The sequence below is a fragment of the Glacieibacterium frigidum genome (assembly GCF_007097155.1).
Taxonomy (GTDB): domain Bacteria; phylum Pseudomonadota; class Alphaproteobacteria; order Sphingomonadales; family Sphingomonadaceae; genus Glacieibacterium; species Glacieibacterium frigidum.
In genome coordinates this window covers 360,368-384,840 of record NZ_VJWA01000001.1, presented here as the reverse complement: position 1 = coordinate 384,840, position 24,473 = coordinate 360,368, and the positions used below count along the sequence as shown (strand labels likewise).

The 24,473-nt window shown below is 68.6% G+C and carries 21 protein-coding genes; 6 read left to right on the top strand and 15 right to left on the bottom strand.

Going from position 1 to position 24,473, the window contains the following annotated elements:
* Positions 1–38: 38 nt before the first annotated feature.
* Positions 39–2,885 carry a TonB-dependent receptor gene (locus FMM06_RS01795; protein ID WP_143554511.1) on the bottom strand — a complete coding sequence of 949 codons (2,847 nt, stop codon included), beginning with the start codon at positions 2,883–2,885 and terminating at the stop codon, positions 39–41.
* A gap of 189 nt (positions 2,886–3,074) precedes the next feature.
* On the opposite strand from FMM06_RS01795, the gene FMM06_RS01790 reads away from it, so the two are divergent.
* Positions 3,075–3,848: a glucose 1-dehydrogenase gene (locus FMM06_RS01790; RefSeq protein ID WP_143554510.1), complete on the top strand. Its 774-nt coding sequence runs from the start codon at positions 3,075–3,077 to the stop codon at positions 3,846–3,848.
* A gap of 29 nt (positions 3,849–3,877) precedes the next feature.
* Here FMM06_RS01790 and FMM06_RS01785 read toward each other — a convergent pair whose 3' ends face one another.
* Entirely contained in the window at positions 3,878–5,677 is a 1,800-nt protein-coding gene (locus FMM06_RS01785; protein WP_143554509.1) for a di-heme-cytochrome C peroxidase, read from the bottom strand.
* A complete protein-coding gene (locus tag FMM06_RS01780) occupies positions 5,674–6,900 on the bottom strand; it encodes a cytochrome P450 (protein ID WP_143554508.1) in 1,227 nt (408 codons plus the stop codon). The genes FMM06_RS01785 and FMM06_RS01780 overlap by 4 nt, the downstream gene beginning before the upstream one ends.
* A gap of 123 nt (positions 6,901–7,023) precedes the next feature.
* On the opposite strand from FMM06_RS01780, the gene FMM06_RS01775 reads away from it, so the two are divergent.
* Entirely contained in the window at positions 7,024–7,758 is a 735-nt protein-coding gene (locus tag FMM06_RS01775) for a sulfite exporter TauE/SafE family protein (RefSeq protein ID WP_143554507.1), read from the top strand.
* Positions 7,759–7,848: 90 nt separating this feature from the next.
* On the opposite strand, the gene FMM06_RS01770 is transcribed toward FMM06_RS01775, so the two are convergent.
* The gene (locus FMM06_RS01770) at positions 7,849–9,054 is read right to left on the bottom strand and encodes a UbiH/UbiF/VisC/COQ6 family ubiquinone biosynthesis hydroxylase (protein WP_143554506.1); all 1,206 of its coding nucleotides are present in this window, start codon (positions 9,052–9,054) and stop codon (positions 7,849–7,851) included.
* Between the two features lie 92 nt (positions 9,055–9,146).
* On the opposite strand from FMM06_RS01770, the gene FMM06_RS01765 reads away from it, so the two are divergent.
* Both FMM06_RS01765 and FMM06_RS01760 read left to right on the top strand, forming a co-directional pair.
* Entirely contained in the window at positions 9,147–10,001 is an 855-nt protein-coding gene (locus FMM06_RS01765; RefSeq protein ID WP_143554505.1) for a hypothetical protein, read from the top strand.
* 232 nt (positions 10,002–10,233) lie between these two features.
* Positions 10,234–12,555 carry an FtsK/SpoIIIE family DNA translocase gene (locus FMM06_RS01760; RefSeq protein WP_143554504.1) on the top strand — a complete coding sequence of 774 codons (2,322 nt, stop codon included), beginning with the start codon at positions 10,234–10,236 and terminating at the stop codon, positions 12,553–12,555.
* Here the strand turns inward: FMM06_RS01760 and FMM06_RS01755 are convergent.
* The gene (locus FMM06_RS01755) at positions 12,552–12,947 is read right to left on the bottom strand and encodes a hypothetical protein (protein ID WP_143554503.1); all 396 of its coding nucleotides are present in this window, start codon (positions 12,945–12,947) and stop codon (positions 12,552–12,554) included. The two genes, FMM06_RS01760 and FMM06_RS01755, sit on opposite strands and share 4 nt — an antisense overlap.
* A 110-nt stretch (positions 12,948–13,057) precedes the next feature.
* On the opposite strand from FMM06_RS01755, the gene FMM06_RS01750 reads away from it, so the two are divergent.
* On the top strand, positions 13,058–13,375 hold the full coding sequence (locus FMM06_RS01750; protein WP_143554502.1) for an REDY-like protein HapK: 318 nt from the start codon (positions 13,058–13,060) through the stop codon (positions 13,373–13,375).
* On the opposite strand, the gene FMM06_RS01745 is transcribed toward FMM06_RS01750, so the two are convergent.
* Genes FMM06_RS01745 through FMM06_RS01710 form a run of 8 tightly spaced genes read right to left on the bottom strand, consistent with a single transcriptional unit; the run spans position 13,344 to position 19,742 of the window.
* Entirely contained in the window at positions 13,344–14,087 is a 744-nt protein-coding gene (locus FMM06_RS01745; RefSeq protein WP_143554501.1) for a DUF72 domain-containing protein, read from the bottom strand. The two genes, FMM06_RS01750 and FMM06_RS01745, sit on opposite strands and share 32 nt — an antisense overlap.
* A 9-nt stretch (positions 14,088–14,096) precedes the next feature.
* A complete protein-coding gene (locus tag FMM06_RS01740) occupies positions 14,097–14,504 on the bottom strand; it encodes an ATP synthase F1 subunit epsilon (RefSeq protein ID WP_143554500.1) in 408 nt (135 codons plus the stop codon).
* A gap of 3 nt (positions 14,505–14,507) precedes the next feature.
* The gene (locus FMM06_RS01735; RefSeq protein ID WP_185964999.1) at positions 14,508–14,966 is read right to left on the bottom strand and encodes a hypothetical protein; all 459 of its coding nucleotides are present in this window, start codon (positions 14,964–14,966) and stop codon (positions 14,508–14,510) included.
* 7 nt (positions 14,967–14,973) lie between these two features.
* A complete protein-coding gene (atpD, locus tag FMM06_RS01730) occupies positions 14,974–16,428 on the bottom strand; it encodes a F0F1 ATP synthase subunit beta (RefSeq protein WP_143554498.1) in 1,455 nt (484 codons plus the stop codon).
* A 4-nt stretch (positions 16,429–16,432) separates the two neighbouring features.
* Positions 16,433–16,747 carry a hypothetical protein gene (locus FMM06_RS01725; protein ID WP_143554497.1) on the bottom strand — a complete coding sequence of 105 codons (315 nt, stop codon included), beginning with the start codon at positions 16,745–16,747 and terminating at the stop codon, positions 16,433–16,435.
* Positions 16,748–16,752: 5 nt separating this feature from the next.
* A complete protein-coding gene (locus FMM06_RS01720) occupies positions 16,753–17,646 on the bottom strand; it encodes a F0F1 ATP synthase subunit gamma (RefSeq protein ID WP_143554496.1) in 894 nt (297 codons plus the stop codon).
* A gap of 3 nt (positions 17,647–17,649) precedes the next feature.
* On the bottom strand, positions 17,650–19,185 hold the full coding sequence (gene atpA, locus FMM06_RS01715) for a F0F1 ATP synthase subunit alpha (RefSeq protein WP_143554495.1): 1,536 nt from the start codon (positions 19,183–19,185) through the stop codon (positions 17,650–17,652).
* Positions 19,186–19,187: 2 nt separating this feature from the next.
* Positions 19,188–19,742 carry a F0F1 ATP synthase subunit delta gene (locus tag FMM06_RS01710; RefSeq protein WP_143554494.1) on the bottom strand — a complete coding sequence of 185 codons (555 nt, stop codon included), beginning with the start codon at positions 19,740–19,742 and terminating at the stop codon, positions 19,188–19,190.
* A 290-nt stretch (positions 19,743–20,032) separates the two neighbouring features.
* On the opposite strand from FMM06_RS01710, the gene FMM06_RS01705 reads away from it, so the two are divergent.
* Complete coding sequence (locus FMM06_RS01705) at positions 20,033–20,596, top strand: PEPxxWA-CTERM sorting domain-containing protein (protein ID WP_143554493.1); 564 nt, start codon at positions 20,033–20,035, stop codon at positions 20,594–20,596.
* On the opposite strand, the gene FMM06_RS01700 is transcribed toward FMM06_RS01705, so the two are convergent.
* Positions 20,559–22,904, bottom strand: coding sequence for a patatin-like protein (locus FMM06_RS01700; RefSeq protein WP_143554492.1), 2,346 nt, complete (start codon positions 22,902–22,904; stop codon positions 20,559–20,561). The genes FMM06_RS01705 and FMM06_RS01700 overlap by 38 nt on opposite strands.
* Positions 22,905–22,955: 51 nt before the next feature.
* On the bottom strand, positions 22,956–24,455 hold the full coding sequence (locus FMM06_RS01695) for a CoA-acylating methylmalonate-semialdehyde dehydrogenase (RefSeq protein WP_143554491.1): 1,500 nt from the start codon (positions 24,453–24,455) through the stop codon (positions 22,956–22,958).
* Positions 24,456–24,473: the final 18 nt, after the last annotated feature.

Genomic DNA, 24,473 nt, shown 5'->3' with positions numbered 1-24,473 from the left:
CGGTCACTGCCACGCGCAGCGACCGGGGCCTAGCCCAATCAGAAGCGCGTGCGGAGCGTGATGCCGTAGGTGCGCGGCTCGGCCGGGAAGGTGATGTACAGGCCGTTGGTCGAGGTGCCGAACTGCTGGGTCTGGCGGAAGGTGCTGCCGCCCTGCAGCGGTGCGTCAGCGGCGATCTGCTGATACTTCTGGTCGAGCAGGTTCTGACCCCAGAGCTCGACGCCCCAGATCCTGTCCTTCCCGTACAGGCCGATGCGGCCGTTGACGACGCCGAAGCCATCCTGGCGCTTCTCGAAGTCGAGGTCGGAGCCGGTGTTGAGGTCCGACTGGTAGCGGAAGTCGAGGTAGAACAGCGTCGACAGGTTCTCGTTGATCTGGGGCGTGAACGCGATGCTCGAGGTCACGACATAGGCCGAGCTGTTCGACAGGCGACGACCGGGAAGCTGGAACAGCGTCGTCGCCAGCGACGTGCCGTTCAGGCCGGTCAGGTTCTTGCGATACGCGGTGTCGGTGTAGGTGACGCCCGCGGTGAAGGTGACATCGCGCGCCGGGAAGACGAACGCCTCGATCTCGACGCCCTTGGAGATCACGCCGGCACGCGTGCGGTCGCTGGCGCATGCCGAGTTGCCCGCGATCAGGTCGCCGTCGCGCCCGCCCAGGTCGTCCTTGCACGCGCCGATGTTGGCGACTTCGAAGTTGACGCCGTTGAAGGTGTTGAGCTGGAAGTTGTTGAACGACTGGTAGAACAGCGAGGTGTTGAGCTTGAATTCGCGCAGGTCGAGCTTGGCGCCGAACTCATAGGCGTCGACGATTTCGGGCTCGAACAGCAGGTCGGCAGCCTCGACGCGGCCGTTGCCCGGGGTGTTGGCGGGCAGGCCGGCGAGCGCGGCGTTGGGGGCGTCGAGAGCCGACGTGTCGAGGTTGTAACCGCCCGCCTTATAGCCGCGCGAATAGGAGATGTAGGTCAGCAGTTCGTCGACCGGCTTGAACGACAGCACGGCGGTGCCGGTGACCTCGCTCTCCTTCTTGATCGTACCCGCCTGGCCGCTGGTAAAGCCCGGCCCGGCGTTGTTGTTGATCACGCATGGCAGGTTGGCGAGGCCGGCGAGCGCCGTGGCGCGCAGGGCACCGCAGAACGCGTTGTTCGAATTGAAGTTCGACTGCAGCGTCTTGCGCTCGTTGGTGTAGCGCGCACCCAGCGTCAGCATCAGCCGGTCGGGGATGATGTCGATGACGTTGTGGGTGAAGATCGCATAGTTGCGGCTCTTCTGCTCGAACTCGTTCTGCACGACGCCGGTGCCATTGAGGAACGCGCCGGTGGTCGGGAAGCCGATCGCCGCGGCGACGTTGCGGAAGCCGCCGAGCGGGTTGAAGCCCGCCGCGCTGAGCGGCGCGAGGCCGGCGAGACCGGCGATCTGGCCGCGCGTCGCGGCCGGCAGCGCCGGGTTGGCGGCAAGGGCACCGGCGACCGTGCGATTGAAGCAGCTGCTGTCGGCGGTGTTGACCAGGCTCGGCTGCCCGACGGCCCGGGCGAAGTTATCCGACAGCACGCAGTTGGCGAAACGCTCGAAGTCGTTGCCGTACTTGATATTGTCGTCGACGGTCAGCGTCTCGCGCGAATAATAGCCGCCGACGAGGAAATCGAGCCGGTCGTCGAACAGCGTGCCCTGCAGGCGGAGTTCCTGCGTGAACGTCTCGAACTTGCGGTCCTGATCGTCGCGATACAGGATGTCGAGGCTGTTGAAGTCGCCGTCCTGCGCGCCCTTGTTCTTGTATTCGCGATAGGCCGTGATCGAGGTGATGCTGGCCCCGCCGAGATCATAATTGATCTCGCCCGAGATGCCGAAATCCTTGGTGTCCTGGAAATAGCCGCGGCCCGGCGTGATCGACGCCACGCGCGTGTACTTGTCGTTGGCGTTGGCCGGCAGCGGCACGACGCCCCCGAGCTGCTGGATGATCTGCTGGATCGTGTTGGGCGACTCGACCACCGAGCCGTCGGCGGCGCGGCTGAGGTTACGCGTCGGCGCGATGTACGCGGCGCCGCAGCACTCCTCGTCCTTCTCGCTGTAATCGCCGATCAGGCGGATCGACAGGTCGTCGCTGGGCTTGATCAGCAGCTGGCCGCGAACCAGGAAACGGTCGCGGTTCTGGGTGTCGCGGCCCGAGATGATGTCGGGCAGGAAGCCGTCGCGCTTGTTGTACACGCCGTCGATGCGGAAGGCGACGCTGTCGCCCAGGATCGGCCCGGTCAGGCCGCCAGCGAAGCGGATATTGTCGTAGTTGCCGTAGGTCGCCTCGGCCGAGCCGCCGAAGTCGAAGCTGGGCTTGGCAGTGATGATGTTGATCAGGCCGGCGGACGCGTTGCGGCCGAACAGCGTGCCCTGGGGCCCGCGCAGCACCTCGATACGCTCGACCTCGCCGAGTTCGGTCAGGCCGACGCCGGTGCGGCTGCGGTAAACGCCGTCGATGAACACTGCGACCGAGCTTTCGAGGCCGGGGTTCTCACCGACCGTGCCGATGCCGCGGATACGCGCCACGGCCGAGCTGTCGTTGGTGGCCGAGCTGACGAGCAGCGACGGCGCAAGCTGGTTGAGCTGGCGGATATCGCTGCCGCCCGAATTCTTGAGCTGTTCGGCCGACACCGCGCTGACCGCGATCGGCACGTCGGAGAGGACCTGCGCACGGCGGGTCGCGGTGATGACGATCTCGCCGCGCGCCAGCTCGCTGTCGTCGGCTTCGGCGGTGGTCGGATTGGCGGGCGACGGGGTCGACGGCGTCGCGGTGGTGGCAGCCTCGGGGCTGGTGGCGGGGGACGCGGGCGCCTGCGCCAGGGCCGCAGCGGGAATTCCGAGCGCGCAGACGGACGCCAGCCAGATGCTCTTCATGATGACTCCCCAAGGATTCCGCGGTTGATGCCGCGTGATTGGTGTAACGGTTAAGCGGGAGCCGCACGCCGCACAACTGCGGTAGCCTCCGCCGTAACAAAGTCTTGTCACGCTGTTGCGCGGCTACATCACCTTGCAGTGCAGCGAGGGCGTGGTCATGGTGGCCGCAAAATCACAGGGGAGAGCGGCATGGACCGGCTGAAAGACAAGATTGCACTCGTTACTGGTGCGGCATCGGGACTGGGCGCGGCGATGGCGGCGAAATTCGTGGCCGAAGGCGCGAAGGTCGTGCTGACCGACATCAACGGCGCAGGCGCCGACGCGCAGGCCCGCGCGCTGGGTCCGAACGCGGTGGCGGTGCAGCACGACGTCACCGCGCCCGACCAGTGGCAGGCGGCGCTCGACTTCACCCACTCCAAGTTCGGCGGGCTGCACGTGCTCGTCAACAATGCCGGGATCGCGGCGGGCACGACGGTCGAGGACACGAGCTTCGAGGACTGGCGCCGTGTCCATGCGATCGACCTCGACAGCGTGTTCTACGGCTGCAAGCTGGCGCTGCCGATGATGGCGAAGACCGTCGCCGAGACGGGCACGGGCGGCTCGATCCTGAACATCTCATCGATCGCGGGGGTCATCGCGAGCGGCAACAGCGCGGCTTACAACTCGGCCAAGGCTGCCGTGCGCCACCTGACCAAGTCGGTCGCGCTGCACTGCGCCAAGCAGCGCTACGGCATCACCTGCAACTCGATCCACCCGGTGTTCATCGATACCCCGATCCTGGGTGCACTGATCGACCGGATGGGGCGCGACGAGGGGCTGGCGAAGCTCGGGCGGCAGATCCCGCTAGGCAAGGTCGGCGAGCCCGACGATGTGGCTTGGGCGGCGGTGTATCTGGTCAGCGACGAGGCGAAGTTCGTGACCGGGCACGGGCTGTATGTGGATGGGGGCATATCCGCGATGTGAGTCCCTCCCCCCCCTTGCGGGAGAGGGCTTCACAGCGTCTTCATATACTCCACCAAAGCCCAGCGCTGCTCGTCGCTCAGCTTCGCATTGTTATAGTCATGCCCCTGGTTGCCGTTCCCCGGCACCAGCCCGTTCGCATCCCGCGCCACGAAGCGGAAGCTGTTCGTCGCCGACGGCGCGGTGACGTACCCGACCTTCACCGGATCGAACTCGCGGCTACCGACATTGAACGCGGCGGGCCGCTGGTCGGGTGGCAGCAGCAGGTCCCACAAGGTCGGCACCGAGCCGTTGTGGAGGAACGGCGCGGTCGCCCAGATGCCGGTCAGCGGGCGCGCGCGATAGCCGAGCAGCGCGTTGACCTCGGTCTCGCAGCGCTTGAGCCGTGCCGCCTTGATCTCGGCCGGGGTCAGCCCGATCGCGGGCCGGTCGATCTGAGGTCGCGCGGGCACGCCGAGCCATGTCGCGCCGGCGGCCTTCACCAGCGCGCCCTTGTCCTCGATCAGGCTGGCGACGACGGCGGTGCGGAGCAGCGTCGCGATCGGCGCGGTCTGGCCGATGCGCTCGGGCTCGGGCTTGCCGGGCAGTTTGATATAGCCCGACGGTAGCCCCGCCATCGCCCCCGACGGTGCCTCGTAGGTGTACGCATTGCACGCCATCCACGGGTCGGTGCCCGCGACCTTCAGCGGGAAGACCGTCGTCTTGAACGGCGTCTCGATGTCGCCCGGCTTGACGGTGCCGTGACACGCGCCGCCGCACTGCTTGTCGAACAGCGCCTTGCCCGCCGCGACCTTGGCGGCGTCGGGCGTGCCCATCAGCGCGGCGGGCCACATCGGGGGTTTCAGCAATTTGAGCGTTCGCTCGAGATCGTTCAGGCTCTCGACCCGGATGCTCGACGGATAGCCCTTCAGGCTGGCGGGGCCGCCCATCTTCACGTCGCCGTAGACGCCGATTACCTCGCCCGCGTTGCGTCCCAGTGCGCCATATTCGAACGGCTTGCCCGCGACCTTGATCTTGGTGTTCTCGGCGATGCCGTTCCACTGCACGCGGTCGGCCTGGCTGATGTTCCACAGGAAGGGGTAGCTGACCGGCGCGTCGCTGGCGTTGGGCGGCGGCGGGTCGAAGTCGGGGCCGCGGTTCGCGAGCAGCGCGACCTTGTTGTAGATATGGCCGAAGGCGTCGACGCGCGCGAAACCGGGGCGCAGGTCGGCCTTGTTGGCGCGGTCGATACCCTTCGCCCATGCCAGCCACTGGTCGACCGCCCCGCCGAGCGTCTCGCGCGCCGCCGGGCTGTCGCCAGTCTTCAGGACGGCCTTGGCGAACCGGTCCCACTTCGCCGGGTCGGCGCGCGTCTCGATGATCGCCGCGTCGACGGCTTCGACGAGGCTCTGGAAGTCGGTCAAGCCCGGGCCGCCGTCGATGCGCAGCGCCTTGCCCTGATAATTGATCTCGGCGGTGTGGCACGCCGAGCAGTTGAAGCCGACCCACGCCGCGTCATTGGGCTGCCCCGCGACCCAGCGCAGCCGCGTATTCGTGAAGTCGCGGTCGTCCTGCTTGTCGATCGCCATGCCGACGGGCAGTTCGCCGGCCCCGCGCGGCAGCAGGCGGAACTTGGTCAGCCACTGCGCATCGAAGAACCGGCCCGGCTCGCCCGGCCGTTCGAGCACCTCGGCCCACGCCCAGGGCAGCAGGCGCGACCCCTGCGTCGCGCCGTACCACGCGTTCTGCTGGGCAGGCCCCCAGCCCTGCGGCCCGGCGTCGGTGACGGCCTTTTCGGTGCAGCTGGTCGCCAGCAGTGCCAGCGCGAGGGTGATCGGTGTCCGCATCGTCATGCCGCCCATTTCAAGGTCCAGTGTTCAGGCACGCCGCCGCGCCATTCGATGTCGCCCGCGGGCGCAATGCCCGGCACGCGCAGCACCTGCCGCACCGTCTCGGCGACCAGCGCCACGCCGATCGCTTTCCCCAGGCACTCGTGGATGCCCTGGCCGAATGTGAAGGTGTCGTCGAAGGCGCGGTTCTCGTCGAAGGTCTCGGGGTGCGGGAAGGCGGCGGCGTCCTGCATCGCCGAGTGCGTCACCGCGAGCACGGTGGCGCCCTTCGGCAAGGTCACGCCGCCGAGCACCGTGTCGCGTTGCACGGTGCGGAAGAAATAGGGGAAGGCCGGGTTGAAGCGCAGCGCCTCCCAGACGAAGCCGTCGAACTTGCGCGCGTCGGGGTTCTGTGCCGCGACGCGGGCGCGGGCCAGCGCTTCGGGGTGCCGGAACAGCCAGTCGAGCGCGTTGCCGACGGTGTGGTTGGTCGTCTCGACCGCGCCGATCAGCAGCCCGCCGACGTTGAAGATCAGCCGCTTGATGTCGAACTCGGGCGCCAGTCCGCCCGAGAACTTGAGGCGCAGCAGCCGCGCCACGGGCTTGTCGCCCCCGCCGCCGGTCTTCACCTCGATCGCCTTCTTCGCGACGAGGCGCGCAAGGTACAGCGCCATCATGAAGCTGCCCTTCTGGCGCTTCTCGATGACCCCCGCGGCATCGGATCGGTGGTCGAAGGGCTGGTTGTGGAAGGCGTCCTGCTGCGACCAGTAGGACCATTCGAACAACGACTGGCGGTCGGCGCCCTCGAACCCGAACCAGTCGGTGACGAGGCTCAGCGCGACGGCGCGCGCCAGACCGTGCTGGATGTCGAGGCTGCCTTTTGCATTCTTCAGGCGGGTGGCGGCGACCTCGCCGATGAACTTGCGCATCGCGGGCAGCTGCTCGCGGTCGAGGATGGCGCGCATGATCGCCTTCTCGCGGACGTGCACCGGCGTCTCGTCCTGCGCCATCCAGTAATCGCCCTGCTTGGGCTTGTAGAGGTCGACGCCGAAGATGTGATGCTGGCGCAGGATCGCGCTGCAGTCGGCGTGGCGCGTCACCAGCGTCAGCTCGGGCGTCACGTAGACGGGCGCTTCGGCGCGCAGTTCGGCGAAGAACGGCAGCGGTTCGCCGTACAGCCAGGTCCGCGCCTGCGGCCAGCGTGCGGCGGGAGCGAGCGCCCCCAGCCGGTCGAGATATGCGCTCATGCCTGCCTGTCTTTCGATAAACAGCGGAAAGCGACCCTGGGGACATGTCTAGCCCGAAATGATTAACGTCTCAACGTGCGTTTTGCGGGGCTTGCCGCTACGGGCGTCGGCATGGAGCTATCGATGGCCGCCCTGTTGTTTGCCGCCGGCATCTGGGCAGGTGCGCAGAACGCGCTGGCGGGGGGCGGGTCGTTCATCACCCTGCCCGCGCTGATCCTGTCGGGGCTCGATCCGAAGCTCGCGAACATCACCTCGACCGTCGCGCTGTTCCCGGGGCAGGTCACCACCGGCTGGGCGGGGCGCAGCCTGGTCGCCGGCGCCGAGCGGCTGAGCTTCCGCGCGCTCGCGATCATCAGCCTGGTGGGCGGCATCGCGGGCGCCTTCCTGCTGCTGCGCACCCCGTCGAGCGTGTTCGCCGCGATGGTGCCGTGGCTGGTGCTGGCGGCGACGTGCCTGTTCGCGTGGAGCAGCTTCGGGCCCAAACCCAAGGTCGAGCCCGTGCCCCCGCCGGCCTGGGTGTCGGCGCTGATCCAGGGCGTCATTGCAGTCTACAGCGGCTTCTTCGGCGGCGGCGCGGGGATCGTCACGCTGGCGGCGCTGACCCTCGCCCGAATGCCGGTGCGCAACGCCGGGGGGACCAAGAACGTCCTCGTTGCGATCTCGAACATCGCCGCCGCCTTGGTCTTCGCCTTCACCGCGGCGATCGCGTGGGACAAGGCGCTGGCGATCGGCCTGGGGTCGATGATCGGCGGCTATGCGGGCGCGCAGGGGCTGCGGCGGCTGCCGGCGGGCGTGCTCAAGGCCGGTGTCGTGGTGATCGGCGCGGCGCTGACGGTCGCGCTGTTCGTACGGGGCTAGATGAACAAGTAAGCGAATTTGACGGTGAGGACGCATCTCCGAAACCGCCGGGTATTTCCAATATAGCCATCTATTATAATAGCTTAGGCTTCAAACCAGCTCGCCGAGCAGCAGCTTGGGCCGGTCGCCCGTCTCGCCGCGGGCTTCCGCCATGAAGCGGCGCTTCAAGGGCGCGATGCGCTCGACCGCCGCGAGGCCGAGGCGGCGCACTGCCGCGGGCGCACGGCCCTTCAGGGCGAACAGCTGGTTCAGCGTGTCGGTCGCCGCCGCCACCGCCATGTTGTCGACCCGCCGCCAGCGATCGTAGCGGTCGAGCACCGCCGGCGCGCCGAGGTCGAGCCCCGTCCGCACCGCGTCGACCAGCACCTCGGTCAGCGCCGCGACGTCGCGCAGCCCCATGTTGAGCCCCTGCCCCGCGATCGGGTGGATGCCGTGCGCTGCATCACCGATCAGCGCCAGCCGCTCGGCGACATAGGACCCGGCGTGATGGAACGACAGCGGGTAGGACGACGGCGGCGCGATGACCTGAAGGTCGCCGAGATACCCCCCAGTCGCCCGCGCGATCTCCGCCGACAGGCCGCGCGGCCCGAGCTTCAGGTAACCGGGCGCATCGCCCTCATCGACCGTCCAGACGATCGCCGACCGGTGCGGGTCGCGCATCGGCAGCACCGCGAACGGTCCCGACGGATAGAAGATCTCGGCCGCGACGCCGCCGTGCTCGTCCGCATGCTCGATCATCGTGACCAGCGCGACGTTGGGGTAGGTCCAGCGGCTGGCGCGGATGCCCGCTGCCTCGCGCAGTGCCGAGCGCCGCCCGTCCGCCGCGACGACCAGCGGCGCGCCGAGCACCGTGCCGTCGCCCAGCGTCGCGGTGACGCCCGCCTTAGTCCGCTCGACGACCGCGCGCGCCGGGGCGTGCAGCGTCAGCCCTGCGGCCTTCGCCTGCGCCTCGAGCAGCGCGGTGCGCAGCAGCCGGTTCTCGACCATCCAGCCGAGCGGCCCGGCGTCGCCCTCGGCCGCGTCGAAGTGCAGGTTGAGCGGCGACAGCCCGTCGGTGACGCGAATGCCGTCGATCGCCCCGCCATGCTTGTCGAGGACGCCGCCCAGCCCGATCGCCCGGAACATCCGCGCGCTCGCACTCGCGATCGCCGACACCCGCCCGTCGAACTCGCTCGTCGTCGTCGCACCCAGGTCGGCGGCATCGACCACCGCGCTCGTCACGCCATGCGCGTCGAGCGCCAGCGCCAAGGTCATGCCGACCAGTCCGCCGCCGATGATGATCACGTCGTGTTGCATGCGCGGGGTGTAGCGCGAAGCCGGGGTGATGCGAAGCGACAGCTTGTCTCGCGTCGCCGCGGCGCTATCGTCGGTGGCAAGGGGGATTTGTCATGCGCATCCTGATGCTTGCGGCCCTGCTCGTCGTCACGCCCGTCCTGGCGGGAACTCCCTATGTCGCCAAGAAGCGCTGCCCGATCGGCGGCGAGCGCTTCGACCACGTCGAAACCGTCTCCTACTCGACCTGGGGCGCGCGGCCCGACGGCAAGCCGTACGGCAGCTGGGAGTTTCCGCTGGCCCTGCCGGTCTGCCCCGGCAACCGCCTCGTCATGTACCGCGACTTCACCCCTGACGAGGTCGCGCGGCTGAAGCCGATGGTCGCGTCGACCACCTATCGCGCGCTCGCTTCCGAGACGCCCTATTACCGCGCGGCTTGGCTGGCACGCACGCTCGACCCCGCGTCCGACGAGGCGCTCGGCCTGTTGTACCGTGCCATCTGGGAGAGCGACGACGATCCGGCGCGGCGCGCGCGCTACCTGCGCACCTACGTCGCCGCCGTCGCTGCCCTGCCCGCCAGCGACGAGATCGGCTCGATCGGCCTGAGGGCGCGGGCCGCCAATGCGCTGCGCGAACTCGGCGACTTCGATGCGGCCGCCGCGGCGCTCGCGGCATTGCCGGTCGCCAGCCTCGACGTCCCGGTTCCCGCGCCGCGCGGTAAGCCGGTCCCGGGCAGTACGGGGGTCACCGTGGAGAACTACGCCGAGATCGAGGCCGCGAAGCAGCGCCGCGGCCTGCTCGGCTATACTCGCAACCTCGGCGTGGTGATCGCGCGCCGCGACGCCAGCGCCGAGCCGGTCGACATGATCCCGCGGAACATCGCCGCCGACCGCTGCGCCGGTCCACCGCGGCGTACCGATGCACCGTGCACCGCCATCCTCGCCGATGCCGCTAAATTGACCGCAAAATAGGCAGCCGCGCCGCAGCGGCGTCGAATTGAGCAATATCTTGGAAGCCTGTCCCTCGTGCGCCGCTTGGCACGCATCTTGAAGGGTAGCAGCCGGATGCCTTCGGCTTCCTGTGCTCGCTCTCGGGCCTTCGGGTTCACAACTTTCCGGCCGGGGGTGCAGACCTCCGGCCGTTTTTCTTGACCGCGAGTCCGCGGGCGCGCATTTTGACGCGGCGGGAACGAAGGGCGGACAAATGGCGACGCGAGCGGGAGCGGCGCGCAAGGGCGCGGGGCGCGGCGGGATGATTCCCGCCGCCTGGATCGGCGCGGCGCGGCGCGGCGTGCGGGTCGCGGCGGGCATTGCGCTGATCGTGCTGGCGGTCGGCGGCGCGGCGGCACTGATCGGCTATGACCCGGGCGATCCGTCGCTGAGCACCGCAAGCGGGCGCGTGCCGCAGAACCCCCTCGGCCTGATCGGCGCAGGCTTCGCCGACGCCGTGCTGCTGCTGTTCGGCTATGCGGGCGCGCTGCTGCTGCCGCCGCTCGGCATCGCGGGCATCCGGCTGGTGCGGGGACAGACCCTGGCGCGCGGGCGGACGATGGCGCTGCTGACCGCGCTGGCGGTGATCGCGGGCGCAGCCGCACTCGGCGTGCTCGCGGTGGCACCCGGCCTGCCCGCAGGCGCCGGCGGCATGACCGGGCTGCTCGCAAGCAAGGCGCTCGGCGCGCTGCCGCCGCTCGGCGCTGTCCCGATCGACGGCCCGATCGCCGCGGTCCTCGCCGCGACCGCGCTCGGCCTCGCGATCTGGGGATCGGGAATCGAGCTGCGCGACCTCAGCGGCATCCCGGCGCTATTCCGTCGCCGCGAAGTCGAGGATGAGGACGCGCCCGCGCCGCGCACCCGTACGCCCCGCCCGCAGCCGCTGATCGAGGTCGCCGAGCCCGACCTCGCGGCGCCGCGCGCCACCATCGTGACCGGCGGCCGTACCGCCCCGGCGCCGTCGAAGCGCGCCGCGAAGGACCGCCAGCCGTCACTCGACCTGCGCGACCGTTACCAGCTGCCGTCGCTGACCTTGCTCAAGGTGCCGCCCAAGGGTCCGGTCGCCAAGATCGACGCCGCGAGCCTCGAGCAGAATGCCCGCCTTCTCGAAAGCGTCCTCGACGATTTCGGCGTCAAGGGCCGCATCGGCGAGGTCCGCCCCGGCCCCGTCGTGACGATGTACGAGCTCGAACCCGCCCCCGGCATCAAGGCGAGCCGCGTCATTGGCCTCGCCGACGACATCGCGCGCTCGATGAGCGCCCTGTCGGCGCGCGTCGCGGTGGTCGCGGGCCGCAACGTCATCGGCATCGAGCTGCCCAACCAGCGCCGCGAGGGCGTCATGCTGGCCGAGCTGATCAACTCCGCCGCGTTCGACGACAGCGCGCAGACCCTGCCGCTCGTGCTCGGCAAGAATATCGCGGGCGACCCCGTGATTGCCGACCTGTCGCCGATGCCCCATTTGCTGATTGCCGGCACTACCGGATCGGGCAAGTCGGTCGGCCTCAACTGCATGATCCTGTCGCTGCTGTACCGGCTCAACCCGGACCAGTGCAAAATGATCATGATCGACCCCAAGATGCTCGAGCTGTCGATCTACGACCGCATTCCGCACCTGCTCGCCCCCGTCGTGACCGACCCGCCCAAGGCGATCCGCGCGCTGAAATGGGCGGTCGAGGAGATGGAGGACCGGTATCGCAAGATGTCGACGGTCAACGTCCGCTCGCTGTCGGGCTTCAACGCCCGCGTCGTCGAGGCGCGGCAGACCGGCAAGCCGTTCATCCGCCGCGTCCACACCGGTTACGACGACGACGGCCAGGCGATCTATGAGGAGGAGCAGCTCGATCTGGAGACGCTGCCGCTGATCGTCGTCGTGGTCGACGAGCTCGCCGACCTGATGATGACCGCCGGCAAGGAGGTCGAGTTTCTGATCCAGCGCCTCGCGCAGAAGGCGCGCGCGGCGGGCATCCACCTGATCATGGCGACGCAGCGCCCCTCGGTCGACGTCATCACCGGCGTCATCAAGGCGAACCTGCCGACGCGCATCAGCTTCCAGGTGACGAGCAAGATCGACAGCCGCACCATCCTCGGCGAGCAAGGCGCCGAGCAGCTGCTCGGCAAGGGCGACATGCTCTACATGCCCGGCGGCAAGCAGGTCGTGCGCGTCCACGGCCCGTTCGTCAGCGACGAGGAGGTCGAGGCCATCGCCGAGCATTGGCGCGGCCAGGGGCGGCCCGACTATATCGACGCGGTGACGCAGGGCCCGCCTGAGGATGATGGCGGCGGCGGCTTCGACGGCGGTGGTGGCGGCGGCGGTGGACCCGGCGGCGGCGACGATTCGGATCTCTATGCCCGCGCCGTGCAGGTGGTCGCCGAGAGCCAGAAGGCGTCGATCAGTTACGTCCAGCGCCAGCTGCGTGTCGGCTACAACAGCGCCGCGCGGCTCGTCGAGCGCATGGAAAAGGACGGCTACGTCGGCGCGCCCGACCATGTCGGGCGGCGCGAGGTGCTCGTCGATGCGAGCGGGATCCGCAGCTAGCGCGGGTTCTTCTCTTCGCGGTACGCGTCCTGCATCTGCTGGTTGCACCCGGTGCCGCCGCCCGGACCCACCGCCGAGCACGAGCCGATGCCGCCGCCCGCACCCCCGGCACCGCTGCCGAGCAGTGCCTGGCGCCCCTTGCCGCTGTTGCCCGGCCGCGTGCCGGTCGCCTGGCGGACGTTGGCCGGGATGCGGTAGCGCTCCTCGTCGGGGCGGCGCGAGCAGACGATGATCTCGTCGTTGGTCGACTTGGGGCAGGCGTCGGTGCCGAACACGGTCACGAAACGCTCGCGCGGACGGCTGCCGTCGGCGGCGGGTGCGCCCTTGATCTCCGATTGCGCGTACGCCGGCGCGGCGACGGTCAGCAGCAGGACGAGCAGGGGAAGACGCATCGGGACGGATCTTTCTCGGTTTCGCGGGCAACGTATAGCAGCTACGGAACGCTCCGGCTCAGCAGATATTACCCACTCGACGCCTTGCCCGGCGCTTAACGGAGAATTCCATGCGCGTCATCGTGCTCTTCAACCTGAAGCCCGGCAAGACCGCCGCCGACTATGAGGATTGGGCGCGGACGCGCGACATTCCCGGCGTCCGCTCGATGCCCTCGGTCGACGATTTCACCGTGCTCCGCACCACCGGCCTGCTGGGTTCCGACACGCCCGCGCCGTACGGCTATGTCGAGATCATCGAGATCGCCGACATGCAGGGGTTCTGGACCGACATCGCGACCGAGGCGGCGCAGGCGGTCGCGGCCGAGTTCCGCGAATGGGCGGCGGACGAGCCGGTGTTCATGACGACCGAGGAGCTTGGTCTGGGCTGACCAGCGACTGCAAGTAGAGCGCGTCGCCTGTGGCGGCGCTCGATGCGGTGTTGTCGAAGATGCACCAGGTATCGGCCGGCGTGAACGTCGCCGCCAGCGCGTCGAGCCGCTCCGGCCCGTAAGCCGAGTGATAGACGCGCGGTGAGCCATGCAGGCGGTGATACGCCAGCCCAGGCCATCCGCCGGGCCGCTCGCCGCCGGGTGCGAGCACCGGGTCGGCGGCGACCCGTGCGACCTCATGATCGGTCAGGCACGCTTCGGCGTCAGGGGTGAACCAGCTCGCGTGACGCGGCTCGCAGACCAGCGCCGCACCGCCGGGGCGGCGTGCCTGCAGCATCTCGAAGAACGCCGCAGCGATGCCCTCGTCGAAGGCGAGTTTCGGCGGCAATTGCAGCAGCAGCACGCCGAGCCGATCGCCCAGCCCGCCCGCCTCGTCGAGGAAGGTCGCGAGCGGCGCCTCGGCATCGACCAGCCGCAGCACGTGTGAAATCTGCTTCGGCAGCTTGACCGCGAAACGGAAGTTCGCCGGCGTCGCCGCCGCCCAGCGCTCGTAGGTCGACCGGCGATGCGGCCGATGGAAGGACGAGTTGATCTCGACCGCCGGGAACACCGTTGCGTAGCGTTCGAGATGCGAGCCGGCGTCGGGAAACGCGCCCGCCACCGCGCCCGGGATCGACCAGCCGGCAGTGCCGATACGGCAGCTGCCGGTCACGGCTGCACCCTAGTTGACGACCGCCGCCTGCATCGCCTCGAAGGTCGCGACGCGCTTCTCGGCCATCAGGCGCTCGGCCTCGCCGCTCGCCGTGCGCGCCATTTCGCGCGCCTCGGCAAGACCCTGCGCCGCCGCCTCGACATCGAGCTCGCCGACCGGCGTCGCGCTCTCGGCGAGGATGGTCAGCCCGTTTGCGCCGACCTCGGCGAAACCGCCGTCGATGAAGATGCGCTCGGGCACGTCGCCCATGCCGTTCGGATAGACCGCGATCGTGCCCGGACGGATGGTCGACATGAAGGGGGCATGCCCCTCGAGCACGCCGAAGTCGCCCTCGCTGCCGGGCACGACGACCATGAAGACGTCGTCCGAGCGCAGCAGCTTCTCAGGGCTGACGAGTTCAAAGTGGAGGTTTGCCATAATCTACTCTCTCGATGATTGCTCGTCGCCGAACCAGACCGCACCAGCTCCGCGGGCGTAGGAAACTAAAATCATTGCACCCGACGCTACCGCACTCAAGGTTTCAAGCGCGTACGTCGGGCCAGTAAAGTAAGCCGCGGGTGGGCCGAACAGCGCGTCGAATGCGATCCAAGCAACAACCGATGTCGCAAATCCCATACGTGCCCAACGCTTCGTCCAAAGCAACCCTATGGCAGACACAACGTGGACCAGCGCTAGGGCACCGCCCGGGATCAAATAAGCGGCGCTGGCGTCCTCCCAGCCGAAATGTTCCGCCACCAGATCGAAGAAGGCATCATCGAACACCTTCCATTCCGGCGAGAAAAACGCCTCGTACGTTGCACTCGCCAGCCCAAGCCCGAAAACAACGAGATAGAGCTGCACAAATCGCTGAAACAGCGCTCTGTTCAGCTCTACCGTCACAAACCGCTTATGCCGCCTCGGCTGCCAGGCGCTGGCCCTTCTTGACCGCGTCCTCGATCGTGCCGACGAGGTAGAAGGCCGCCTCGGGGAGGTGGTCGTACTCGCCCGCGACGATCGCCTTGAAGCCCTTCACCGTGTCCTCGATCGACACGAAGACGCCCGGCGTGCCGGTGAAGATTTCGGCAACGTGGAACGGCTGGCTGAGGAAGCGCTGGATCTTGCGCGCGCGCGCGACGGTCAGCTTATCCTCTTCCGACAGCTCGTCCATGCCCAGGATCGCGATGATGTCCTGCAGCGACTTGTAGCGCTGCAGCACCTCCTGCACCGATCGCGCGACGGCATAGTGATCGTCGCCGACGATGCGCGGGTCGAGGACGCGGCTGGTCGAATCGAGCGGATCGACCGCCGGATAGATGCCGAGCTCGGCGATCGAGCGGTTGAGCGTCGTCGTCGCGTCCAAGTGGGCGAACGAGGTCGCGGGCGCCGGATCGGTCAAGTCGTCCGCGGGAACGTAGATCGCCTGGACGCTCGTGATCGACCCCTTGTTGGTCGAGGTGATGCGCTCCTGCAGCGCGCCCATGTCGGTGGCGAGCGTCGGCTGATAGCCCACCGCCGACGGGATGCGGCCGAGCAGTGCCGACACTTCCGAACCCGCCTGGGTGAAGCGGAAGATGTTGTCGACGAAGAACAGCACGTCCTGGCCTTCGACGTCGCGGAAATACTCGGCGTTGGTCAGGCCCGACAGCGCGACGCGGGCACGCGCGCCCGGCGGCTCGTTCATCTGGCCGAACACGAGCGCGACCTTCGAGCCTTCGCTCGTGGCATTGCCCTCGGCATCCTTGGCGATGACGCCGGCGTCGAGGAATTCGTGATACAGGTCGTTGCCCTCGCGGGTGCGCTCGCCGACGCCGGCGAACACCGAGGTGCCGCCGTGACCCTTGGCGATGTTGTTGATCAGCTCCTGGATCAGCACGGTCTTGCCGACGCCCGCCCCGCCGAACAGGCCGATCTTGCCGCCCTTGGCGTAGGGGGCGATCAGGTCGATGACCTTGATGCCGGTGACGAGGATGCTGCTCTCGGTCGACTGGTCGACGAACAGCGGGGCCTCGGCGTGGATCGGCATGGTGGTCGTCGCATTGACCGGACCGCGCTCGTCGATCGGCTCGCCGATGACGTTGAGGATGCGGCCGAGCGTCGCGGGGCCGACGGGAACGCGGATCTGCGAGCCGGTGTCGACGACCTCCTGGCCGCGGACGAGGCCGTCGGTGGCGTCCATCGCGATCGTGCGGACGGTGTTCTCGCCGAGGTGCTGCGCAACCTCGAGGACCAGCCGCTGCTCGCCGATGCGCGTCTCGAGCGCGCTCAGGATCGCCGGCAGGTCGGTGTCGAACTGCACGTCGACGACGGCGCCGATGACCTGGCTCACGCGGCCGACGTTGTTGGTGGTGGGGGCGGTTGCCATGATCTTACCTTCTTGCCTTGTCGTCATCGTCATCATTGTCGTCGAGATACCAGCGCTTGCCGTTCGGCGCGCGGTAGAAAACGTCGCTGACCTGCTGCCAACGCGCGCCGGGGGTGCGCAACTGATAGTCGCAAGCCGCCGCCGCCGGCTCGTCGATCGGGCGGCAGCGCACGCGGCGCACCTGCGCGATATTCGGGTCGGCCGCACACGCCCGGTCGCCGCAGATGCCGCCGTTGGCGCCGATATAGGCCGCCGCACGCACGTCCGCCTTGCTCGGCACGGCTGCCGCCATCGCCAACAGGAGCAGTGCGCCGCCCATCAGGGTCAGATCGCCTCCGCGCCCGAGATGATCTCGATCAGCTCCTTGGTGATCGCGGCCTGACGGGTGCGGTTGTAGGTGATGGTCAGGCGGTTGATCATGTCACCGGCGTTGCGCGTCGCATTGTCCATCGCGGTCATGCGGCTGCCCTGCTCCGATGCGGCGTTCTCGAGGAGCGCGCGGAAGATCTGGACCGCGAGGTTGCGCGGCAGCAGGTCGGCGAGGATTGCCTCCTCGTCGGGCTCGTACTCGACAACCGCGGGCACACCGCCGGCCTGTGCCACGGTATCCGTCTCGACCTTGGGCAGCGGCACGGGGATGATCTGCAGCGCGGTCGGCTCCTGCACCAGCGCCGAGCGGAAGCGCGCGAAGAACAGGTGCGCGACGTCGAACTCGCCCGCCTCGTAGCGGTGCACGACATCCTCGGCGACCGACAGCGCATCGCTGAACGCGAGGCGCTTGATGTGAGTCATGTCGACCGTCTCGATGATCTTGTCGCGATGGTCGCGCGCCAGCTGGGCACGCGCCTTCTTGCCGACGAGGAGCAGCTTGACGGTCTTGCCCTCGGCGACCAGCCGCTCGATCGTCTTGCGCGCCAGGCGCACGATGTTGGTGTTGAACGCACCCGCGAGGCCGCGCTCCGACGAGCAGACGACGAGCAGGTGAACCTGGTCCTTGCCGGTGCCTGCGAGCAGGCGCGGCGACTCGGGACCGACCGTGACGCGGCTGCCCAACGACGCCATGACCGCGGCCATGCGCTCCGAGTACGGACGCGCCGCCTCCGCCGCCTCCTGCGCACGGCGCAGCTTGGCGGCGGCGACCATCTTCATCGCCTTGGTGATCTTCTGGGTCGACTTCACCGAAGTGATGCGGACCTTCAGGGCTTTGAGCGAGGCCACGACTTACGCGAACGACTTCGCGAAGCCGCCGATCGCCTCGTTCAGCGCCTTCTTGGTGTCGTCCGAGATGTCCTTCGACGTGCGGATCGCAGCGAGGACGTCGGCGTGCTCCGAACGCATCATCGACAGCAGCGCGCCTTCGAAGCGCGTGACCTGCTTGGCGGGGACGCCGTCGAGGAAGCCGTTGACGCCAGCGAAGATGCTGACGACCTGCTCCTCGAAGGGCATCGGCTTGAACTGGCCCTGCTTGAGCAGCTCGGTCAGGCGCGCGCCGCGGTTCAGCAGCTTCTGCGTCGAGGCATCGAGGTCCGAGCCGAACTGCGCGAACGCCGCCATCTCGCGGTACTGCGCGAGCTCGAGCTTGATCGTGCCGGCGACCTTCTTCATCGCCTTGGTCTGCGCGGCCGAACCGACGCGGCTGACCGACAGGCCGACGTTGATGGCCGGACGGACGCCCTGGTAGAACAGCTCGGTCTCGAGGAAGATCTGGCCGTCGGTGATCGAGATGACGTTGGTCGGAATGTACGCCGACACGTCGCCCGCCTGCGTCTCGATGATCGGCAGCGCGGTCAGCGAGCCGTTGCCGTTGGCATCGTTGAGCTTCGCCGCACGCTCGAGCAGGCGCGAGTGGAGATAGAAGACGTCGCCGGGGTACGCCTCGCGGCCCGGCGGGCGGCGCAGCAGCAGCGACATCTGGCGGTACGCGACCGCCTGCTTCGAAAGGTCGTCATAGACGATGACGGCGTGCATGCCGTTGTCGCGGAAATACTCGCCCATCGTGCAGCCGGTGTAGGGCGCGAGGAACTGCAGCGGTGCCGGCTCCGACGCCGTCGCGGCGACGACGATCGAATACTCCATCGCGCCATTCTCTTCGAGCGCGCGGACGATCTGCGCGACGGTCGAGCGCTTCTGGCCGACCGCGACGTAGATGCAGAACAGCTTCTTGGCGTCGTCGCCGCCCGCAGCGTCGTTGGTCACCTTCTGGTTGATGAAGGTGTCCATCGCGACGGCGGTCTTGCCGGTCTGACGATCGCCGATGATCAACTCGCGCTGGCCGCGGCCGACGGGGACGAGGGCGTCCAATGCCTTCAGGCCGGTCTGCATCGGCTCGTTGACCGACTTGCGCGGGATGATGCCGGGGGCCTTCACCTCGACGCGGCTGCGCGTCACGTCGACCAGCGGACCCTTGCCGTCGATCGGGTTGCCGAGACCGTCGACGACGCGCCCGAGCAGGCCCTTGCCGACGGGGACGTCGACGATCGTGCCCGTGCGCTTGACAGTATCGCCTTCCTTCACGCCCGCGTCGGAGCCGAAGATCACGATGCCGACGTTATCGGCCTCGAGATTGAGCGCCATGCCCTTCAGGCCGCCCGGGAACTCGACCATCTCGCCCGCCTGGACGTTGTCGAGGCCGTGGACGCGCGCGATGCCGTCGCCGACCGACAGCACCTGGCCGACTTCGGAAACTTCGGCCTCGGTACCGAACGATGCGATCTGGTCCTTGATGACCTTCGAGATTTCCGCGGCGCGGATGTCCATTGTCAGCCTTTCATCGCTGTGCTGAGCGCTGCGAGCTTGGTGCGCAGCGAAGAATCGATCATTTGCGAGCCCGTGCGGACGATCAGCCCGCCCAGGATATCCTTGTCGACCCGCAGGTCGAGCGCCACGTCACGGCCGAGGCGCGCCCGCAGCTTGGTCTTGAGCGCAGCGCGCTGGTCGTCGTCGAGCGGGTGAGCGCTGATCACCGTCGCGGTCGATTCGCCGCGGTAGCGGGCGGCGAGCGCATTAAAATCGCGAATGATCTGCGGCAGCGCCGACAGGCGGCGATTCGCGGCGAGCACACCGAGGAAATCCGAGGTCAGCTTGTCGAGGCCCAGGCTGGCCGCGACACCCGCGATGCCCTTGGCAGCGCTGGCGCGGTCGAGGCGCGGCGAGGTGATCAGCGTGCGCAGGTCGGGTGATTCCCCGAGTGCGCTGCTCAGCGTTGCCAGGCTCCCCGACACGGCGTCGAGGGTCTTGCCCTCTTTCGCCAGGTCGAACAGCGCGGTCGCATAGCGTCCCGATAGTCCAGCAACGATGCCGCCCGATGTTTCCACGAACCTCGCCCGAGAAGAATTGGCTTAGGATTAGCCGTCCGCGCGGGACCGGATGGCCCCCGGCGCTGACGCGGCGGCTGCTAGCATGGGGGATGCTGCGGTGCAAGGCGCGGGGGTTCAGGGCGGCGTCGCACTATCGACCGATGGCGCCCTGCCTGATCGAACGATATGCGCCCGCAACGACTCGTCGCAAATCCTCCGATTGTTGCGCGGGCCGACGGAACGCGGCGCGTCCGCCCGCGTCGCGAAGAAGGGCGTTAATGTCCTGGCAAGTAAATTGGAGAGTTGCGATGCGTATCTGGAACGTGGCGGCGATCGTCGTCGGGCTGGCAGCGACCCCGGCGCTGGCGGAGGTGCAGACCGTCAATCTGAACGTATCGTTCGCCGATACGCCGTTCACCTATGATTTCGGTGGCGGAAACACGATCACCTTCACCGCGCTGAGCGACTTCTTCAATCCGGCCGGCGTCTCGACGGGCGGCTCGACGCAGATCGCCAGTCTGGGCGCACCCTTCTTTAATCCGCCGCGCCCGACCAGCTATTTCCTCGATCGCGGCGGCAGCATCGGTCCCGACACGCTCGCGCAGTTCATCGGCTACACGACGCCCGCGGCCGTGCCGTTCTCGATCTCAAGGGGCCTGGTGGGCTTGCGCTTCGACCTCGGCCAGGGCTTCCAGTACGGCTATGCCGACGTCGCCGGCAACACGCTGTTCGGCGTCCGCTTCGACACGACGCCGGGCGTCGGTGTCGCGCTCGCGCCGGTTCCGGAGCCGGGCACCTGGGCGCTGATGATCGGCGGCTTTGCGGCAGTCGGCGTCATGGAGCGCCGCCGTCGCCGGGTCGTGGCGTACTGATCTCCGTCTCCAGGCTGGCAATCAGCTCTGGGATAGACGTCAGATAGGGGCGTTCCGCGTCGAGCACGGCGTGGAACGCCCTTCGCTTATAGGGCACCGGGTCGAACGGCGTCCCCGGCGGCAGCGTCGAAACGACGATGTCGATCAGCCGCTCGGCGGCGTGCAGGCGGCCCCACAGATAGTCGTTCTCGCGGTAGGCACGGCTGAAGAAGGCGCCGAAGGCGTTGAACTGGATGCCCTTAAGCGTCGCCGCAGCGCCGCCCCGGCGGATCGACTGGGCGTCGTCGGGGGAGATGCGGTCGACCAGGATCTCGTCGAACTCGTCGATGCCGTCGCCCTCGAGCAGCGGCAGCATCGCGATGTCGTAGAAGGGAAAACCGAGATAGGCGCGCAGCATGGCGCGGCGCAGCGGCGAGGGCACGCCCGCCAGCACCTGCGTCAGCCGCTCGTCGCTCAGCGTGTCGAGGTCGCGCAGGTCCATCGCCTCGCCCAGCGCCGACAGATTGCCTGAAGGATCGTTCGCGCACGCCTCGCGCAGCACCTCGTCGTAGAAGCCCGCGCGGCGGCGATCGAGATACGGCGCGAGGATCTGGTACAGCGCCGCCTTGACCCCCTCCACCGCGCGCCGCTCGGCGATGTCCCCCAAACCCTGCACCAGCGCGTTGACGCGGCGGATCAGGAACCGCAGGCGGCGGATGCGGAAACCAAGGTCGAAGGTGCGCAGGAAGATCACGAACTCCGATGCCGCGCCGCCGCGTGCGGTGGCCGCAGCGACCGCGTCGAAGCCGTGCGCGCGCACCGCCGCCCAGACCGCCGCGCGCGTCGCCTCCTCGGTACCCCGCGCCGCATGGTCGCCGAGCAGGTTGAGCCGCGCGACGACGCTCTCTACGACATGGCTGAGCTTCAGCTGCGCGTACGCCGCATAGGCGAACCCCGCCTCCTTCGCCGCGACACCGTTGGTGCGGGTGCGCCAGTCGGACAGGCGCGCGGGCGTCAGTCGGAACAGGAAGAAGCGCGGCCCGACGGCGCGCTCGATCGCCGCATCGACCTGCGGCGTCATGCCGTCGACGACGAAGCGCAGCCGCCGGACGCGTGCCGACAGCGCCGCGATCGCCGCGAGATTGTCGCGGATCGGCTGTTCGCGCGGGATGTCGGCAAGGCTGCGCAGCACGGTCGAGAACCAGCCCGGCAGCGCACTCGGATTGCCCGCGAGGGTGCGATGCATGCCCGGTTTGGGGTCGATATAGACGAAGCGGCGGTCGACCTCGCGGTGCGCCGGGCGGTGGCGCAGCGCCTCGATCGCCGGGCCGAACGGGCGGTTGTTGAGGACGCTGCCGTCGATCAGCGTCGCGTCGGCATAGTTGGTGCGCTGCGGGAACAGCCGCGCGAGGAACGCCTCGCGCTCCGGCCACTGCTCGTGGCGCGCCTTCACGACGAGGTCGACCTCGCCGATGCGCGCCGGCGGGAAGGCGCCCGGGAAGGACGCGGTGGCGCGCGCCGCGAAGGTCAGCTCGGCGCGGTGGCCGAGGCTGCGCGCGCACGGCTCGTCCACATCGGCGCCGCAGCCGGGGGCGCTGCCCGCCGAGTGGAAGGCGATGATCAGGCGATGCTCGGTTTCGACGATGTCGGGTGGCGAATGCAGGCGGAGGTGCTCGGGCGCGCCGTGATAGTCGGTGACGGTGACGAACAGGTCGAGCGGCTGGCCGGCGGGGATCAGCGCGGGGCCGCGCTCGCCCTCTTCCATTGCCGCCAGCGCGTCGTACAGCATGCGGGTGAAGGCATCGCCCGAGAACGGCGGCTTGAACCAGCGGCTGCGCATCAGGCGCGACAGTTTCGACTGGACCTCGGCCTGGACGGCGGGTTCGGCCATGTCCATGCCGATGCCGCGGCGCCGCGCCCACCACACGAGCGGCGACGCCCACCATTTGCTGAAGCGTCGGGCAGCACCGATCGGCTCGAGCAGCTTCTCGACATCGGCGCCGTTGAGCCACAGGTCGCGCAGCGGCTCCATATCGTGCCCGCCCGCGATGGCGTGGCCGAGCAGGATGCCGTTGATGCCGCCTGCGCTGGCGCCAGCGACGATGTCGGTCAGCACGCGCAAATTGAGGTGCGGGCTCAGCGCGTCGAGCAGCTCGAGGTAGACGGCTTCCGTATCATGGACGACGACCGGCGTCGCGCCATAGGGCGCACCGCGCGCGGCCGACGCCCGGAGGAGCTTCCACACCTCCTTGGTGATGCCGTGCATATAGACCGCGAGACTGACGCCGCCGTAGCAGACCAGCGCCAGCCGCAGTTCCTTCTCGCGCATCGCCGCGCCTCCTCGGCGCGCGCGAAGTCGCGGCCCCCGATGCGCGAGTATCTACGCCATCGTCGGGATGACAAAGCTCGAATCGTCGAGCACGCCGCCGGCGGGCCAGCGCTGGGTGACGGTCTTGACGCGTGTCCAGAAGCGCACGCCTTCCATGCCGTGCTGGTTGTGATCGCCGAAGCCCGAGCGCTTCCAGCCACCGAAGCTGTGGTAGGCGACAGGCACCGGGATCGGCACGTTGACGCCGACCATGCCGACCTCGACGTTCGCCGCGAAGTCGCGCGCCGCGGCACCGTTGCGCGTGAAGATCGCGACGCCGTTGCCGTACTGGTGGTCGGACGCCAGCGCGGTCGCGTGCGCCAGCGTCTCGGCGCGGACGATCTGCAGCACAGGGCCGAAGATTTCCTCCTGATAAGAGCGCATGTTGGCGCGAACATGGTCGAACAGCGTCGGGCCGATGAAGAAGCCCTCCTCGTGCCCCTGCAGCGCGAAGCCGCGTCCGTCGACGACGAGCTCGGCGCCCTCGTCGACGCCCATCTGGATATAGTCTTCGATCCGCGCCCGGTGCGCGGCGTTGACCACCGGGCCGTAGTGCGCATCGCGGTCGGTCGACACGCCGATGCGCAAGCCCGCGATCGCGGGTAGCAGCTTCTCGCGCAGCGTCGCGGCCGTGCCTTCGCCGACGGGCACCACCACCGGCAGCGCCATGCAGCGCTCGCCCGCGCTGCCGAACGCCGCGCCCGACAGGTCGGCGACGACCTGGTCGATGTCGGCATCGGGCATGACGATGCCGTGGTTCTTTGCCCCGCCCATCGCCTGGACGCGCTTGCCATTCGCGGTGCCGCGTGAATAGACGTGGTGGGCGATGTCGCTCGACCCGACGAAGCTGACCGCCTTGATCGACCGATTGTCGAGGATCGCGTCGACGACCTCCTTGTCGCCGTGGACGACGTTCAAGACGCCCGCGGGGAGCCCCGCCTCCATCAGCAGCTTCGCCAGCTCAACGGGTAGCGACGGGTCGCGCTCCGATGGCTTGAGGATGAAGGAGTTCCCGCACGCCAGCGCGACGCCGAACATCCACATCGGGATCATGCCCGGGAAATTGAACGGCGTGATGCCGGCGCCGACGCCGAGCGGCAGGCGCATCGAATAGATGTCGATCCCCGGCCCGGCGCCGTGGGTGAACTCGCCCTTGATCAGGTGCGGGATGCCGCAGGCGAACTCGATGACCTCGAGCCCGCGCTGGATGTCGCCCTTCGAGTCCGCGATCACCTTGCCGTGCTCGCTCGACAGCAGCTCGGCGAGGCCCTCGATGTCGCGCTCGACGAGGCGCTTGAACTCGAACAGCACGCGCGCGCGGCGCTGCGGGTTGGTCGCCGCCCAGGCGGGCTGCGCCTGCGCCGCGACCGCGACCGCCGCGTCGAGTTCGGCGGCGGTGGCGAGCTGGACACGCGCCTGCACCCGCCCGGTATTGGGGTCGAAGACGTCGCCGAAGCGGCCGGAGGTCCCGGCGACGCTCACGCCGCCGATGAAATGGTCGATATCACGCATGACTACTGGCTCGCATTT